The organism is Pseudomonas sp. IPO3774 (assembly GCF_013386835.1).
GTDB lineage: Bacteria > Pseudomonadota > Gammaproteobacteria > Pseudomonadales > Pseudomonadaceae > Aquipseudomonas.
In genome coordinates this window covers 15,435-31,027 of record NZ_JACAQY010000003.1, presented here as the reverse complement: position 1 = coordinate 31,027, position 15,593 = coordinate 15,435, and the positions used below count along the sequence as shown (strand labels likewise).

Below are 15,593 nucleotides of genomic sequence, written 5' to 3'. Positions count from 1 at the left end.
GGTTATTGCTGGGTCAATTGGGTCCATAGCGCGGGTGCGCCGGCAGACTTGGCGATCGCCTCGAGGCGCGCTGCATGCTCGGCCATGTCCTGCTCGCTGGCACGAATGATCGTAGTGGGCCGGCGATCCGCTGGCAGGCGGCGGATTTCCGAAGGACGATTGCCCGAGCCTTCCGCCGAACCATTGCCGTCCGAGGCATTACCGGCCAGGGACAGGCTGGTCTGGCCACCGGTCATGGTCAGGTAGACGTCGGCGAGAATCTCGGAGTCGAGCAACGCGCCGTGGAGTTCACGGCCGGAGTTGTCGACGCCATAGCGTTTGCACAATGCGTCGAGGCTGTTGCGCTGGCCCGGGTGACGCTCACGCGCCATCATCAAGGTGTCGAGGATCGAGCAGTGCCGGGTAATATCAGCCCGGTCGGTCTGCCCCATCAGCGCGAATTCGTTGTTGATGAAGCCAACGTCGAACGCCGCGTTATGGATGATCAGTTGCGCGCCGTTGATGAACTCAAAGAACTCATCCGCCACTTCGGCAAACCGTGGCTTGCCCACCAGGAATTCGTTGGTGATGCCGTGGACGCCGATGGCGCCTTCGTCACTTTCCCGATCCGGTTGCAGGTAGACGTGGAAGTGCCGGCCGGTGAGGCGGCGGCCCATCAGTTCGACACAGCCGATTTCAATGATCCGGTGGCCGTCGGTCACCGGCATGCCGGTGGTTTCGGTATCGAGTACAACAGATCGGATGGCCATCAGGGTTCAGCTCTCAACGGTTTGGTACATTTCAAGGGGCGGGATCTTAACACGTCAGACGGCATCAGCTCTGTTTGTAGCCGCGCACTTCATCCACACCGCGGTTGGCCAGTTGGTCGGCCCGCTCGTTGCCGGGATGGCCGATGTGCCCGCGCACCCATTTCCAGGTGATGTTGTGGCGATTGCATTGCTCATCGAGCAATTGCCACAGGTCGGCGTTTTTCACCGGCTCCTTGGCCGCAGTCTTCCAGCCGCGCTTCTTCCAGTTGACCATCCACTCGTTGATGCCCTTCATCACGTACTGGGAGTCGGTCACCAGCAATACGTCGCAACGGCGCTTGAGCTCTTCCAGGCCACGGATCGCGCCCATCAGTTCCATACGGTTGTTGGTAGTGTTGGCTTCGCCGCCCCACAGTTCCTTCTCCACGCCCTTGCACACCAGCAAGGCGCCCCATCCGCCGGGGCCGGGGTTGCCCTTGCAGGCGCCATCGGTGAAGAGTTCTACGGTATCGGTCATTTCACTGTCCATTAAAGCGGGATCCATCAAAGCGGGTTGCCGATAATCGACCGACAAGTGCCCGAGGTCGAGAGGCTCGACCTGAAATCAAAAAGGTATGTTTACTGTTCGCTCTGCTTGCGATTGACCTTGGCCATCGGCATCGGCACCAGCTTGCCCATCGGCTCGCGACGCACCTGGCGCACCGGGCGCAGGCCAACGACGATCTTGCGCGCCACCAACAGGTAGAACCCCCCGCCGGACAATTGCCAGGCACCGGCCCTGCGTTCCCAGCCGGCCAGCCGGCCTTGCCACTTGGCAGACGCAAGCGGCGGACGATAGCACCCGAAGCGGCGTTTCTCCAGCGCAAAGCCCAGCAGGTTCAACCAGTCGCCGACTCGCGACGGCGAGATGCAGCGCGCCTGGCGCAGCCCGTCATGGGCGAACACATGGCGCAAGCCCCAACTGCTCCAGGGGTTGATGCCAATGATCAGCAAATGGCCACCAGGGCGCACGCTGCTGGCCGCTTCGCGCAGCAAACCGTGGGGCGACAGGCAGAAATCCAGGCCATGCTGCATCACCACCACATCGGCCGCATGCTCGCTCAACGGCCAGGCCTGCTCCTCGCAGACGATTTCAACCCCCGGCAGCGGCGCCCCCAGGCGCACATTGCGTTGCACCTGGGGTGCCGACGGCGGGGTTTGTGCCGACGGCCCGTAATGCACCAGGTAACCACCAAAGAACCGACCCAGCTCGTCTTCGAGCATGCGCCGTTCTTCATCCAGTAAAAATTGCCCGACAGGCCCGGACAGCCATTCACGGGCGGCACTGATCAGTGCCAGCCACTCGGGATCGGCCTGGGCGAACGCTTTATCAGTCATTGCATTCTCCAACGCGCCAAGAAGCTCTAAGATGCACCAATGTGTTCAGCTTGGCGAATCAAAGAATGATACAGATCAGTGCCCTGCCCGCCTTCACCGATAACTACATCTGGTTGTTACAGGATCAGCCGAACAAGCGCTGCGCGGTGGTCGATCCCGGTGATGCCGCGCCCGTGCTGGCCTGGCTCCAGCAGCATCCCGAGTGGACCCTCAGCGACATCCTGGTGACTCACCATCACCATGATCATGTAGGCGGCGTCGAGCAACTTAAAAGTGTTTCAGGCGCCACGGTCTACGGCCCGGCAAATGAAAAGATCCCGGCGCGGGACGTGGCACTCCAGGATAACGACCGCATCAACGTGCTGGGTTGGGACTTCGAGGTGTTTGCCGTACCCGGCCACACGCTGGGGCACATCGCCTTTTATCACGAGGGCGTGCTGTTCTGTGGCGACACCCTCTTCGCCGCCGGTTGTGGCCGCCTGTTCGAAGGCACCCCGCAGCAAATGCACACCTCGCTGGAGCGCCTGGCGGCCTTGCCGGCCAACACGCTGGTGTACTGCACCCACGAATACACACAAAGTAACCTGAAATTCGCCCAGGCCGTGGAACCGCATAACGCGGATATCGCCGAACGGGTGGAGAACGTGCGGCAACTGCGGGCGAACGGCCAGATAACATTGCCTTCGACTTTGGCCCTGGAAAAACGCACCAACCCTTTTCTGCGGACCTCTGAAACATCCGTTAAAGAAAAAGCGGACGAACGGAATGGCCGCGATAACCGGGCCGGGAGTGAGGTGTTTGCTAGCTTGAGGTCGTGGAAAGATACGTTCTAAGCGCGCGGAATTTAGTACGTAATTTCTGAATGGTTGACCGCAACCCACGCGCTTTCTAGAATCGCCCGACATTTTTGCCCGGAACTTACTTCCAGCCAATGTCGTCATCTATTCGTAAAACCAACCATTCAGACGCATTGACCCGCCTGGCTCAAGCCGTGGCGGTGGCTGTGTCCGCTACTCTGGCGGGCTGCCAATCGACCCATTTTGCCGCACAATCCACCGTGCAACCCAAGCCAAACCTTACCGCCAAGATCAAGCAAAAACCCCTTTGGCTATCAGAGAAGCCAAGCCCGGAAGTGCCCCAGGATGTCTGGGAACGCATGCGCCGGGGCTTTCAATTGCAGGACGGGTTAGGCGTCAACCCGCGCATTGAACAGCAACGATTGTGGTTTGCCAGCAACCCATCCTTCCTCGAGAACGCCGGCGAACGCGGCAGCCTCTATATTCATTACATCGTCGAACGCCTTGAAGAACGCAACATGCCCCTGGAGCTGGCGCTGCTGCCAGTGATTGAAAGTGCCTACAACCCAATGGCCTATTCCCGCAGCGATGCGGTCGGCCTGTGGCAGTTCGTTCCCGCCACCGGGCGCTATTTCAACCTGCGCCAGACCCGCGCCTACGACGGCCGCCGCGACATCACCGCCTCCACCACCGCCGCCCTCGACTACCTGACTCGCCTGCATGACATGTTCAACGGCGACTGGTTGCTGGCCCTGGCGGCTTACAACGCCGGTGAGGGCACGGTCAGCCGGGCCATCGAGCGTAACGAGAAGCTCGGTTTGCCGACGGACTACTGGAACCTGCCACTGCCCCAGGAAACCAAGGACTACGTGCCCAAGTTCCTGGCGCTGTCCCAGGTGGTGCTGGCCCCCGAGGCGTATGGCGTCAACCTGAACCCGATCGCCAACACGCCGTACTTCGAAGTGGTAGAAATCAAGACCAGCATGGACCTGTCACGGGTCGCCGCGCTGGCCGAGATCGACGAAGACGAGCTGTTCCAGCTCAACCCGGCCTTGAAACAGCGCACCACCCTGGACGGCCCGCAGCATTTGCTGGTGCCGACGTCCAAGGCGCAGTTGCTGGCCAGCAGCCTTTCGGCGATGAAGCCCGAAGAATTGCTGAGCATGCGCCCGAAAAAGCCGGTGTTCGACGACGTTGAGCACAAGGCCATTGCCGGTCGCACCCGCAACTACAAGGTGCGCAGCGGCGACAACCTGACGCTGATCGCCAAGGCCAACAAGGTCGATGTACATGACCTGCAGCGCTGGAACAAGCTCAACGGGCAGGCGCTCAAGGTCGGCCAGACCCTGGTGATGCAGGACACCCGCAAGCTGGTGGCCAAGGCCGACAGCAAGAAGCCGGTGCAATACAAGGTCAAGAAAGGCGATTCGCTGTACATCGTCGCCAAGCGCTTCAACGTCGAGATGCAACATCTCAAGCGCTGGAACCCACGCACTGGCCAGGCCCTGAAACCTGGGCAGATGCTGGTGGTTTCCGGGCCGCGCTAAGCAGCAAACACGAGGGGGAACTGGCAACAGCTCCCCCTTTGTTCTTCACCCTGCCAACCCCCATCCAAGCCTGTAGTCTCCCTCCTGCGGCGCCAGCCTTTTTCCAATCGGAACAAGCTGTTACTGTACGGTTCATAAAGCCCAAGCCGCCTGGATCGGATCCCTGACTTGAAGCGTCCCCTCCTTCTACTAATAAGTCTGGCCTTGAGCTTTTCCGCGAACGCGACCATCACCGAGAGCCACGGTTATGCGCAGTTCGGCACGCTCAAGTACCCGGCCAAATTCACCCACTTCGACTGGGTAAACCCCGCAGCGCCCAAGGGCGGCACCTTGCGGGTCATGGCGTTTGGCACTTTCGACACCCTCAACCCTTATACCTTCAAGGGTTCCAGCCCGGTTTCCACCGCCAATTTCCTGCAATATGGCGTCAACGAGCTCAATGAGCCGCTGATGGTAGGCACCGGCCAGTACGCCCCCTCTGGCGATGAGCCGACTTCCAGCTACGGCCTGATTGCCCAATCGGTGGAATACAGCGAGGACCGCAGCTGGGTAGTGTTCAACCTGCGCCCTGAAGCGCGGTTTCACGATGGCAAGCCGATCACCGCCTACGACGTGGCGTTTTCCTATCGCACGCTGCTGACCGAAGGCCACCCGCAGTACCGCACCAACCTGCAGGAAGTGGCCCGGGTCGACATTCTTAACCGGCATCGCATTCGTTTTGTGTTCAAGCGCGCCGGCAACCCGTTGCTGATCCTGCGCCTGGGCGAGCTACCGGTATTGCCCCAGCATTACTGGAAAAACCGCGATTTCAAGGCCACCACCTTCGAGCCGCCGCTGGGCAGTGGGCCTTACCGCATCAGCAAGGTCAGCCCCGGGCGACAACTGGTGTTCGAGCGGGTCAAGGATTACTGGGGCAAGGACCTGGCGGTCAACCGTGGTTTGTATAACTACGACAAGGTCGAGGTGGAGTTCTACCGCGACAGCGACGTGGCCTTCGAAGCGTTCAAGGCCGGCGAGTTCGATATCTATATCGAGCACCAGGCGAAGAACTGGGCCAACGGCTACAACTTCCCGGCGGTCAACCGCGGCGATGTGATCAAGGCGCAGATCGCCCACCAGATACCGACCCAGAGCCAGGGCCTGTTCATGAACAGCCGGCGCCCGGCCTTCAGCCAGGCCAAGGTCCGCGAAGCCTTGGGGCTGATGTTCGATTTCGAGTGGACCAACCGCACCCTGTTCAGCGGCGCCTATAAACGCAGCCTCAGCTATTACCCCAACAGCGAATTCTCCGCCACCGGCGTGCCGACCGGCCATGAGTGGCTGATGCTGTCGCCCTATCGCGACCAACTGCCGGCCAACCTGTTTACCCAGCCCTTCAGCCTGCCCCAGACCGACGGTCGCGGCATTCCTCGCGACACGATGCGCCGCGCCCTCGCATTGTTGGCGGACGCCGGCTGGAAGCTGTCCGGGCAACGCTTGCTCAACAGTGACGGGCAGCCGCTGAGGCTGGAGATTCTGCTGGTGAACCCGAACCTGGAGCGCATCCTGCAGCCCTATGTCGAGAATCTGACAAGCATCGGCGTCGATGCCCGCTTGCGCACGGTAGACCGCGCACAGTACAAACAACGCCTCGATCAGTTCGACTTCGACATGATTCTGATGACCCTCAACCAGACCCTCAGCCCCGGCCTTGAGCAGTGGCAGTATTTCCACTCCAGCCAGGCGGGGATCAAGGGCAGCAAGAATTACGCAGGCATCGCCAACCCGGTGGTCGACCACCTGCTGGACCAACTGCTGGCGGCGCAAACCCGTGAAGAACAGTTGGCCGCCGGCCGGGCGCTGGACCGCGTCCTGCTGTGGCAGCACTACAGTATTCCCAACTGGTACCTCAACTATCATCGCCTGGCGTACCGCAACCGGTTCGCCTTCGTCACCACGCCGCCCTACAGCCTGGGCCTGAGCGCATGGTGGCTGAAAGCTTCGGAGAAAGCCCAATGATACCTTTGCGTACTGCGATCCTTGGCAGCCTGCTGTTTTGCGCCGCGGCCAATGCGGCCCCGCAACATGCCCTGACCCTCTACAACGAACCGCCCAAGTACCCCGCCGATTTCAAACACGTCGACTACGTAAATCCGGATGCCCCCAAGGGTGGTACCTTCCGCGTATCCAGCATGGGCAGCTTCGACAGCCTCAACCCATTCATCAGCAAGGGCGTGCCGGCAGATGATATCGGCCTGATCTACGACACCCTCGCCCAGCAAAGCCTGGACGAACCCATCACCGAATACGGGCTGGTGGCCGGCAAGATCGAAAAGGCCCCGGACAACAGCTGGGTGCGCTTCTACATCCGCCCCGAAGCGCGCTTCCACGACGGCCACCCGATCCGTGCCGAAGACGTGGTGTTCAGCTTCCAGACACTGATGAAGGACGGCTCGCCGATCTTCAAGACCTACTACGCCGATGTCGACGAAGTGATCGCCGAAGACCCGCTGCGGGTGTTGTTCAAGTTCAAGCGCACCAACAACCGCGAACTGCCGCTGATCCTTGGGCAACTGACAGTGTTGCCCAAGCATTACTGGGAGGGCCGCGACTTCTCCAAGGGCAACCTGGAGATTCCACTGGGCAGCGGCCCGTACAAGGTGGCCGAGGTCAAGGCCGGGCGCTCGATCCGCTATGAGCGGGTCAAGGACTACTGGGCCAAGGACCTGCCGATCAACAAGGGCTTCTACAACTTCGATAACCGGGTCACCGATTACTACCGCGACAACACCGTGGCCCTCGAAGCCCTCAAGGCCGGGCAGTTCGATTACTGGCTGGAAATCAGCGCGAAAAACTGGGCCAATGCCTACAACACCCCCGCCGTCACCCAGGGCCGCCTGATCAAGGAAGAAATTCCCAACGGCAACCCCACCGGCATGCAGGGCTTCGTGTTCAACACCCGCAAGCCGATGTTCCAGGACGTGCGAGTGCGCAAGGCCATCAGCCTGTTGCTGGACTTTGAATGGAGCAACAAGCAACTGTTCAACGGCGCCTACACCCGCAGCCGCAGCTATTTCGAAAACTCCGAGATGGCCGCCACCGGCCTGCCCGGCCCGGATGAGCTGGCGATTCTTGAACCGCTGCGGGACAAGATCCCGCCCCAGGTGTTTACCGAAGCCTTCGAGCCGTCGAAGACCGATGCCAGCGGCATGATCCGCACCCAGCAGCGCGAGGCCTATCAACTGCTGCAAGAGGCCGGCTGGAAGATCGTCGACGACAAGATGGTCGACACCACCGGCAAGCCAGTGACCATCGAGTTCCTGCTGGCACAGACCGAGTTCGAACGCATCCTGTTGCCGTTCAAGCGTAACCTGGCAGACCTGGGGATCGACCTGGTGATTCGCCGGGTCGACATCTCGCAGTACATCAACCGCATCCGTTCCCGGGACTTCGACATGGTGGTGGGCAGCTTCCCGCAATCCTCATCGCCCGGTAACGAGCAGCGCGAGTACTGGAAGTCATCCAGCGCCGACAAGCCCGGCAGCCGCAACTACATCGGCCTGAAAGACCCGGCCATCGACCAGTTGGTGGAAGAACTCATCGACTCCGACTCGCGCAAGAGCCTGGTGGCCCACGCCAAGGCCCTGGACCGCGTGCTGCAGTTCGGCTACTACGTGATCCCCAACTGGCACATCAAGACCTTCCGCGTGGCGTATTGGGACCACCTCGGCCATCCGAAGGTCTCGCCACGGTATGACGTCGGCACCGCCACCTGGTGGAGCAAACCCGACGTGAAACCTGCGATAACCGTGGACACCAACCAGAGCGCCGATCCGGCGAGCGGGGGCGACTGAGATGCTGGCCTATATTTTTCGTCGACTGCTGCTGATCATCCCGACCCTGTTCGGCATTTTGCTGATCAACTTTGTGATCATCCAGGCCGCCCCGGGTGGCCCGGTGGAGCAGATGATCGCCAAGCTCGAAGGCTTTGAAGGCGCCACCAGCCGGATTGCCGGGGGCGGTGCCGAAGTCTCGGTGGCCGGTTCCAGCTACCGCGGCGCCCAGGGCCTGGACCCGGCGCTGGTGAAGGAAATCGAGAAGATGTACGGCTTTGACAAGTCGGCGCCGGAACGCTTGTGGATCATGGTCAAGAACTACGCCCGGCTGGATTTTGGCGACAGCTTCTTTCGCGATGCGAAGGTCATCGACCTGATCAAGGAAAAGATGCCGGTGTCCATCTCCCTCGGATTATGGAGCACCCTGATCATGTACCTGGTGTCGATCCCCCTGGGGATCGCCAAGGCTACGCGGCACGGCAGCCACTTCGACGTGTGGACCAGCTCGGCGATCATCGTCGGCTACGCGATCCCGGCGTTCCTGTTTGCGATCCTGCTGATCGTGGTGTTCGCCGGCGGCAGTTACTTCGACTGGTTTCCGTTACGCGGGCTCACGTCCAACAACTTTGATGAATTGAGCTGGGGCGGCAAGGTCCTCGATTACTTCTGGCACCTTGCCCTGCCGGTGACCGCCCTGGTGATCGGCAACTTCGCCACCATGACCCTGCTCACCAAAAACAGCTTCCTCGACGAGATCAACAAGCAGTACGTGGTCACCGCCAAGGCCAAGGGCCTGACCAACCACCGCGTGCTGTACGGCCATGTGTTTCGCAACGCGATGCTGCTGGTGATTGCCGGCTTCCCGTCGGCCTTTATCGGCATCTTCTTCACCGGCTCGTTGCTGGTGGAAGTGATCTTCTCCCTCGACGGCCTGGGCCTGATGAGCTTTGAAGCGGCGATCAACCGCGACTACCCGGTGGTGTTCGGCACCCTGTTTATCTTCACCCTGCTGGGATTGGTGGTGAAGCTGATCGGCGACCTCACCTACACCCTGGTCGATCCGCGCATCGACTTCGCCAGCCGGGAGCATTGAGATGAATCTATCCCCCCTCAATCGTCGCCGGTTCGAGCGTTTCAAGGCCAACAAGCGTGGCTGGTGGTCGCTGTGGCTGTTTTTGATCCTGTTCGGCCTGAGCCTGGGCGCCGAGCTGATCGCCAACGACAAGCCGCTGGCGGTGCACTACGACGGCGACTGGTATTTCCCGGCGCTCAAGCGCTACCCCGAGACCACCTTCGGCGGCGAATTCCCGCTGGAAGCCAACTACAAGAGCCCGTATATCCAGGAGCTGCTCAAGGCCAAGAATGCCTGGACCTTGTGGGCGCCGATTCCGTACAGCTACCAGAGCATCAACTACGACCTGAAAGTTCCGGCCCCCGCCCCGCCGTCACGGGACAACCTGCTGGGCACCGATGACCAGGGCCGCGATGTGCTGGCGCGGGTGATCTACGGCTTCAGGATTTCCGTGCTGTTTGCCCTGACGCTCACCGTGCTCAGCTCGATCATCGGCGTGATCGCCGGCGCGTTGCAGGGCTTCTATGGTGGTTGGGTCGACCTGGCCGGCCAGCGTTTCCTGGAAATCTGGTCCGGCTTGCCGGTGCTGTACCTGTTGATCATCCTCGCCAGCTTCGTGCAACCCAACTTCTGGTGGCTGCTGGGGATCATGCTGCTGTTTTCCTGGATGAGCCTGGTGGACGTGGTGCGCGCCGAGTTCCTGCGCGGGCGTAACCTGGAATATGTGCGGGCGGCCCGGGCGCTGGGAATGCAGAACGGCGCGATCATGTTCCGCCATATCCTGCCCAACGCCATGGTCTCCACCATGACCTTCATGCCGTTCATCCTGACCGGGGCGATCGGCACCCTCACCGCGCTGGACTTCCTGGGTTTTGGCCTGCCGGCCGGCTCGCCGTCCCTGGGTGAACTGGTGGCCCAGGGCAAATCCAACCTGCAGGCGCCGTGGCTGGGCATGAGTGCGTTTGCCGTGCTGGCGATCATGTTGAGTCTGCTGGTGTTTATCGGCGAGTCCGCTCGCGATGCCTTCGACCCGAGGAAATGAGATGAATCAGGACAATCTGATCGAAGTCCGCGACCTCTCCGTCGAGTTCGTCGTAGGCAACAGCCACCAGCGGGTGGTGAACAACGTCAGCTTCGATATCAAGCGCGGCGAAACCCTGGCACTGGTGGGCGAAAGCGGCTCGGGCAAGTCGGTCACGGCGCACTCGATTTTGCGCCTGCTGCCCTACCCCCTGGCGCGTCACCCGTCGGGGACGATCCAGTACGCCAACCACGATTTGCTGACCCTGAAAGAAAAGACTATCCGGCATATCCGCGGCAACCGGATTGCGATGATTTTCCAGGAGCCGATGACTTCGCTGAACCCGCTGCACTCCATCGAGAAGCAGATCAACGAAGTGCTCGGCCTGCACAAGGGGCTTACCGGCAAGGTGGCCACCAAACGCACCCTGGAGCTGCTGGAACTGGTGGGCATCCCCGAGCCCCATAAACGCCTCAAGGCCCTGCCCCACGAGCTGTCCGGCGGCCAGCGCCAGCGGGTGATGATTGCGATGGCCCTGGCCAATGAGCCGGAGTTGCTGATTGCGGACGAACCGACCACGGCACTCGACGTCACCGTGCAGCTGAAGATCCTGGAGCTGCTCAAGGAATTGCAGGCGCGCCTGGGCATGGCGTTGCTGTTGATCAGCCACGACTTGAACCTGGTAAGGCGCATCGCCCACCGGGTATGCGTGATGCAAAAAGGCTGCATCGTCGAGCAGGCCGAATGCGAAAGCCTGTTCCAGGCGCCGCAGCACCCTTACACCCAGGAGCTGCTGGCAGCGGAACCCAGCGGCGGCCCCGCCACCAATGAAGTCGGCCCACCGTTGCTGGAAGTCGATGACCTGAAGGTCTGGTTCCCGATCAAGAAAGGCTTCCTGCGCAATACCGTCGATTACGTCAAGGCGGTGGATGGCATCAACTTCAGCCTGCCCCAGGGCCAGACGCTGGGCATCGTTGGTGAAAGCGGCTCGGGCAAATCCACCCTGGGCCTGGCAATTTTGCGGCTGATTGCGAGCAAGGGCGGCATTCGCTTCGAAGGCCATCAGATGGACAAGCTCAGCCAGCAACAAGTGCGCCCGCTGCGCCGGGAAATGCAGGTGGTGTTCCAGGATCCGTTTGGCAGCCTGAGCCCGCGCATGTGCGTGAGCGAGATCGTCGGCGAAGGCCTGCGTATTCACAAGATGGGCACTGCCGCCGAGCAGGAAGCGGCGATTATCGCCGCGCTGAAGGAAGTGGGCCTGGACCCGGAAACCCGCAATCGCTACCCCCACGAATTCTCCGGCGGCCAACGCCAGCGCATCGCTATTGCCCGCGCACTGGTGCTCAAGCCCCGGCTGATTTTGCTGGATGAGCCGACCTCGGCCCTCGACCGTACCGTGCAGCGCCAGGTGGTGGAACTGCTGCGCAACCTGCAGGCCAAGTACAACCTGACCTACCTGTTCATCAGCCACGACCTGGCGGTGGTCAAGGCCTTGAGTCACCAACTGATGGTGGTAAAACACGGGCAGGCGGTTGAACAGGGAGATGCACCCGCGATCTTCGCCAACCCCCAGCATGCCTACACCCGGCAGCTGCTGGAGGCGGCGTTTTTGGTGCCCGGCCCCTAGCAGTAGAACCACCGTAGCAGCTGTCGAGCCCCAGCGAAGCGGCGGCTCGACAGCTGCTACGCCATTGGGTGTTAGAAATCGGTTGAGGCCGACAATTCACGCCAGGCAGCGGTCTCTTCCTTGACGTAGGCCAGCTTGTCCTCAATCGCCTGCAACGTGTCGGTGCCCAGGGCCAGGCGCATCGGCGGATGCAGCGCTTCCACCAGCTTGATCATGGCCACTGCCAGCAGCTCCGGGTTACCCGGTTGCTGCTGGTTGTAGACCTTGGCCAGCTTGCGCACCTCGCCGGACGTGGCGGCGTAGTCGTCGATGATCAAGGGCGACTCCACCAGGGAGTTGCCATCCAGGAAGTCGGTACGGAAATAACCCGGCTCCACCACCGTCACCTTGACGCCCAAGGGTGCCAGCTCTGCGTGCAGCGCCTCGCTCAACCCTTCAACGGCAAACTTGGTCGAGCAGTACGTGCCGAACCCCGCACCCGAACGGAAGCCGCCCACCGACGAAATATTGATCACGTGCCCGCTGCGCGCCTGGCGCATGAACGGCAATACACCGCGAGTGACATTGAGCAGCCCGAACACGTTGGTTTCATACAAGCGGCGAACCTCATCGGCAGACGCCTCCTCCACCGCGCCCAGCAGGCCAAAACCGGCATTGTTGACCAACACATCAATGCGCCCGAAGTGCTCAATGGCGGCACGGGCAACGTCGGCAGCCTGGGATTCGTCGGTCACGTCCAGTTGCACCGCCAGCAGCCCGGGTTGCTCACCGAAGCGTTCGGTAACGGTATGGGCGTTGCGGGCCGTCGCCACCACCGCATCACCGTGGGCCAGAGCTGCCGCGACGATTTTCGCGCCGATGCCCCGGGAAGCCCCGGTTACCAGCCAAACACGCTTGAAGGAATGTGCCGTTGTCATGATCCGTACCTGATGGAGTGAATGTGGAGCCAAGGTACGCTGAGGCATTAGCCTGAAAAACCGTCTCGTGCTACAAGCACTCTGAAACAGAATTTCATAATGGCTGACCGATGAACCTTGATCCCTTCAATGGCTTGACCGAATTTCTCGCCGTGGCCGAACTGAAGAGCTTCACCCAGGCCGCTGCACGCCTCGGCGTAACACCGACGGCGGTCAGCCATGCGGTGAAGACCCTGGAGAAGCGCACGGGTGTGGTGCTGTTCCAGCGCACCACGCGCCGGGTAGCGCTGACCGAGGCCGGCATGACGCTTTACAGCCGCCTGCGCCCCGCCGCCGGGGAGATTGACGAAGCGCTGGCGGCCCTCAGTGGCTACCGCGACCGGCCCATGGGCACCCTGCGGCTGACGGTGCCAAGGTTGTCGGGCAAGTTGCTGATCGAGCCGTTGATCCCGCGTTTTCGCGAGGCCTTCCCCGATGTGGTGCTGGATATTTCCCTCGACGATGCCACGGTGGACCTGGTGACCGAGGGCTTCGACGCCGGTATTCGCCTGGGGGAATCCATCGACAAAGACATGGTTGCCGTGCGCCTGACCCCGGACCTGAACTGGTCGGTGGTGGGCTCTCCCGCCTACTTTGCCAAGGCCGGCAAGCCGACAACGCCGGAAGCGCTCACGACCCATCAAACCATCGGTTATCGCTTCCTGACCTCGGGCATGGCACACCGCTGGGAATTCGAGCGGGCGGGCCGGGAATTTACGGTCGGCGTTCAAGGCGGGTTGATCGTCAATGACCGCAACCTGATGATCGCCGCCGCGCGGGCCGGCCAGGGCCTGGCGTACGTGAGTGATTTCGAGGTCATGGAGGACCTGGCTTCAGGCGCACTGGAGCCCGTGCTGCAATCTTTCGTACCGCCAAGCAGCGGGCTGTACCTGTATTTCCCCGCCCGAACCCAGAGCCAACCGAAACTGCGGGCCTTTATCGACCTGGCCACCGCATGGATTGCCGAAAAGCGTGGGCGCTGACAACGCCGCAAAAGCAAACCAATATCATTTGCGCAGTGCCCGGCCCTTTGGTTTAATCGCGACCAATTCTTATTTACGCCAAGGCTTCTGCGCCACATGGATACTGTGTCGACCCCGTCCACCTCGTTCAGCGACCTCTACGGCAATCACCATTCCTGGCTGCTGGGGCTGCTGCGCCGGCGCCTGAGCAATCGCTGGGATGCGGCGGACCTGGCCCATGACACCTTCATCCGGGTACTCAAGCGCCCGCCGGCCGGCGCCGATGAGACGCGGGAGCGCTCCTACCTGGCCACCATCGCCCGGGGGTTGTGCATTGATCACTGGCGTCGGCGCCAACTGGAACAAGCGTGGCTGCAAAGCCTCGCGGACCGGCCGCAAGCCCTGCAACCGTCGACGGAGCAGCGGGCAATCATTGTCGAAACCCTGTACGAAGTGGACGCCATGCTCGCGCGGCTGCCCCACAAGGTGCGCGAAGCGTTCCTGCTGGCGCAGTTGCACGGTACGCCCTACAAGCAGATCGGCGAACAGCTCGGGGTAGGCGAACGGATGGTGAAAAAATACCTGGCCCAGGCGCTGCTGCATTGTGCGGTGCTGGAAGCCGAACTGGACGGGATGCTCGTGGAGTGAACAGCCCCGGAAAGCTCAGCCATGCCAGCCTTGAGCAAGCGGCCCAATGGTACGTACGCCTGCAGGATCAGCCAGAGGCTGCCCAGCACTGGCAGGCATGGCTCGGGCAAAGTCCGGAACACCAGGCCGCCTGGGGTTATGTAGAGCGGGTCAGCCAACGCTTTGCGCCGTTGGCCGAGCAATCCCACAGCGCCAGCCGTGCGTTGCGCAGCTCTCGGCGCCAGACGCTCAAGACCCTGCTGGTGCTGTGTGCCGGTTCAACGCTGGCCTGGGGCACCTGGCGCAACACCGCCCTGCCCCGGTTGGTGGGAGCCTGGAGTGCGGATTACGCAACCGCCGGCGGTGAAACCCGCGAAGCGCTGCTGGACGATGGCAGCCGCCTGTGGCTGAACGCCTTGAGCGCCCTGGATGTACGTTTTGACCGGGTCCAGCGCTTGCTGCACCTGCGTTTCGGCGAAGTGCTGATCGAGACCGCAAAGGACCCGAACCGCCCGTTTCTGGTGGAGACTGAGCAGGGTCGCCTGCGGGCACTCGGCACCCGCTTCAGCGTGTTGCAGGACGGCGACAGCACTTTGCTCAATGTGTTTGAAGGCAGGGTTGAAGTGCGCACCGCCGCCAGCCGGCAACAACGAATCATCGAGGCCGGGCAACAAGTGGCCTTCACCCGCGATGGGTTCAATCTCCATTCACCCGCATCCGCCACCCGTGAGGCCTGGAGCCGTGGCGTACTGCTGGCCGACAACCTGCCGCTTGGCCAACTGGTCGCCGAACTCAATCGTTTTCGCCCCGGCCACCTGGGTTGTGATCCAGCCGTGGCGCAATTGCCGGTAATGGGTTCGTTCCCCCTCAAAGACAGCGACCACGCACTGCGCCTGCTACAGGCCGCGCTGCCGATTCAGGTCGACACGCTCATGCCGTGGTGGGTCACGGTCAGGCCCAAACACCCAGGCGCATAAAAACTTTCAGCCGTCAGTTCCCTTTTCCAAAACTCGTTCGGTAAACCCTGCAGATGCTTTCAATTC

Annotated in this window: 14 protein-coding genes; 10 read left to right on the top strand and 4 right to left on the bottom strand. The window is 61.6% G+C overall.

Annotated features, from left to right (window positions below; translation table 11 throughout):
* Positions 1–2: 2 nt before the first annotated feature.
* The 3 genes from dnaQ to HYE77_RS01225 all read right to left on the bottom strand — a co-directional run bounded on the left by dnaQ (position 3) and on the right by HYE77_RS01225 (position 2,126).
* A complete protein-coding gene (gene dnaQ / locus HYE77_RS01235; RefSeq protein WP_177068311.1) occupies positions 3–743 on the bottom strand; it encodes a DNA polymerase III subunit epsilon in 741 nt (246 codons plus the stop codon).
* A 70-nt stretch (positions 744–813) separates the two neighbouring features.
* Positions 814–1,266, bottom strand: a complete 453-nt coding sequence (gene rnhA / locus HYE77_RS01230; protein ID WP_003207474.1) for a ribonuclease HI — start codon at positions 1,264–1,266, stop codon at positions 814–816.
* A gap of 101 nt (positions 1,267–1,367) precedes the next feature.
* Positions 1,368–2,126, bottom strand: coding sequence for a class I SAM-dependent methyltransferase (locus tag HYE77_RS01225; RefSeq protein ID WP_003207473.1), 759 nt, complete (start codon positions 2,124–2,126; stop codon positions 1,368–1,370).
* A gap of 65 nt (positions 2,127–2,191) precedes the next feature.
* Here HYE77_RS01225 and gloB point away from each other — a divergent pair, with 65 nt between their 5' ends.
* The 7 genes from gloB to HYE77_RS01190 all read left to right on the top strand — a co-directional run bounded on the left by gloB (position 2,192) and on the right by HYE77_RS01190 (position 12,005).
* Positions 2,192–2,959, top strand: coding sequence for a hydroxyacylglutathione hydrolase (gene gloB, locus HYE77_RS01220; protein ID WP_003207471.1), 768 nt, complete (start codon positions 2,192–2,194; stop codon positions 2,957–2,959).
* Positions 2,960–3,057: 98 nt separating this feature from the next.
* Positions 3,058–4,470 carry a lytic transglycosylase domain-containing protein gene (locus HYE77_RS01215; protein WP_008435202.1) on the top strand — a complete coding sequence of 471 codons (1,413 nt, stop codon included), beginning with the start codon at positions 3,058–3,060 and terminating at the stop codon, positions 4,468–4,470.
* A gap of 168 nt (positions 4,471–4,638) precedes the next feature.
* On the top strand, positions 4,639–6,468 hold the full coding sequence (locus HYE77_RS01210; RefSeq protein ID WP_008435204.1) for an extracellular solute-binding protein: 1,830 nt from the start codon (positions 4,639–4,641) through the stop codon (positions 6,466–6,468).
* Positions 6,465–8,303 (top strand): extracellular solute-binding protein, encoded by a 1,839-nt coding sequence (locus tag HYE77_RS01205; RefSeq protein ID WP_134326414.1) that lies wholly within the window; start codon positions 6,465–6,467, stop codon positions 8,301–8,303. The genes HYE77_RS01210 and HYE77_RS01205 overlap by 4 nt, the downstream gene beginning before the upstream one ends.
* A gap of 1 nt (position 8,304) precedes the next feature.
* Entirely contained in the window at positions 8,305–9,378 is a 1,074-nt protein-coding gene (locus HYE77_RS01200; RefSeq protein WP_008435207.1) for a microcin C ABC transporter permease YejB, read from the top strand.
* A 1-nt stretch (position 9,379) separates the two neighbouring features.
* Positions 9,380–10,399 carry an ABC transporter permease gene (locus HYE77_RS01195; protein WP_003207460.1) on the top strand — a complete coding sequence of 340 codons (1,020 nt, stop codon included), beginning with the start codon at positions 9,380–9,382 and terminating at the stop codon, positions 10,397–10,399.
* Position 10,400: 1 nt separating this feature from the next.
* Complete coding sequence (locus tag HYE77_RS01190) at positions 10,401–12,005, top strand: ABC transporter ATP-binding protein (RefSeq protein ID WP_003207458.1); 1,605 nt, start codon at positions 10,401–10,403, stop codon at positions 12,003–12,005.
* Between the two features lie 71 nt (positions 12,006–12,076).
* On the opposite strand, the gene HYE77_RS01185 is transcribed toward HYE77_RS01190, so the two are convergent.
* Complete coding sequence (locus HYE77_RS01185) at positions 12,077–12,922, bottom strand: oxidoreductase (RefSeq protein ID WP_177068284.1); 846 nt, start codon at positions 12,920–12,922, stop codon at positions 12,077–12,079.
* A gap of 110 nt (positions 12,923–13,032) precedes the next feature.
* On the opposite strand from HYE77_RS01185, the gene HYE77_RS01180 reads away from it, so the two are divergent.
* The 3 genes from HYE77_RS01180 to HYE77_RS01170 all read left to right on the top strand — a co-directional run bounded on the left by HYE77_RS01180 (position 13,033) and on the right by HYE77_RS01170 (position 15,527).
* Entirely contained in the window at positions 13,033–13,944 is a 912-nt protein-coding gene (locus tag HYE77_RS01180) for a LysR family transcriptional regulator (protein WP_134326410.1), read from the top strand.
* Between the two features lie 96 nt (positions 13,945–14,040).
* Complete coding sequence (locus tag HYE77_RS01175; protein ID WP_177068283.1) at positions 14,041–14,571, top strand: sigma-70 family RNA polymerase sigma factor; 531 nt, start codon at positions 14,041–14,043, stop codon at positions 14,569–14,571.
* Positions 14,568–15,527, top strand: coding sequence for a FecR domain-containing protein (locus HYE77_RS01170; RefSeq protein WP_177068282.1), 960 nt, complete (start codon positions 14,568–14,570; stop codon positions 15,525–15,527). Before HYE77_RS01175 ends, HYE77_RS01170 begins: the two co-directional genes overlap by 4 nt.
* Positions 15,528–15,593: the final 66 nt, after the last annotated feature.

Excerpts from the sequence above, each read along its gene's own strand:
- rnhA (WP_003207474.1), bottom strand. The coding sequence starts at position 1,266 with ATGACCGATACCGTAGAACTCTTCACCGATGGCGCCTGCAAGGGCAAC.
- HYE77_RS01225 (WP_003207473.1), bottom strand. The coding sequence starts at position 2,126 with ATGACTGATAAAGCGTTCGCCCAGGCCGATCCCGAGTGGCTGGCACTG.
- gloB (WP_003207471.1), top strand. The coding sequence starts at position 2,192 with ATGATACAGATCAGTGCCCTGCCCGCCTTCACCGATAACTACATCTGG.
- HYE77_RS01215 (WP_008435202.1), top strand. The coding sequence starts at position 3,058 with ATGTCGTCATCTATTCGTAAAACCAACCATTCAGACGCATTGACCCGC.
- HYE77_RS01205 (WP_134326414.1), top strand. The coding sequence starts at position 6,465 with ATGATACCTTTGCGTACTGCGATCCTTGGCAGCCTGCTGTTTTGCGCC.
- HYE77_RS01200 (WP_008435207.1), top strand. The coding sequence starts at position 8,305 with ATGCTGGCCTATATTTTTCGTCGACTGCTGCTGATCATCCCGACCCTG.
- HYE77_RS01195 (WP_003207460.1), top strand. The coding sequence starts at position 9,380 with ATGAATCTATCCCCCCTCAATCGTCGCCGGTTCGAGCGTTTCAAGGCC.
- HYE77_RS01190 (WP_003207458.1), top strand. The coding sequence starts at position 10,401 with ATGAATCAGGACAATCTGATCGAAGTCCGCGACCTCTCCGTCGAGTTC.
- HYE77_RS01185 (WP_177068284.1), bottom strand. The coding sequence starts at position 12,922 with ATGACAACGGCACATTCCTTCAAGCGTGTTTGGCTGGTAACCGGGGCT.
- HYE77_RS01180 (WP_134326410.1), top strand. The coding sequence starts at position 13,033 with ATGAACCTTGATCCCTTCAATGGCTTGACCGAATTTCTCGCCGTGGCC.
- HYE77_RS01175 (WP_177068283.1), top strand. The coding sequence starts at position 14,041 with ATGGATACTGTGTCGACCCCGTCCACCTCGTTCAGCGACCTCTACGGC.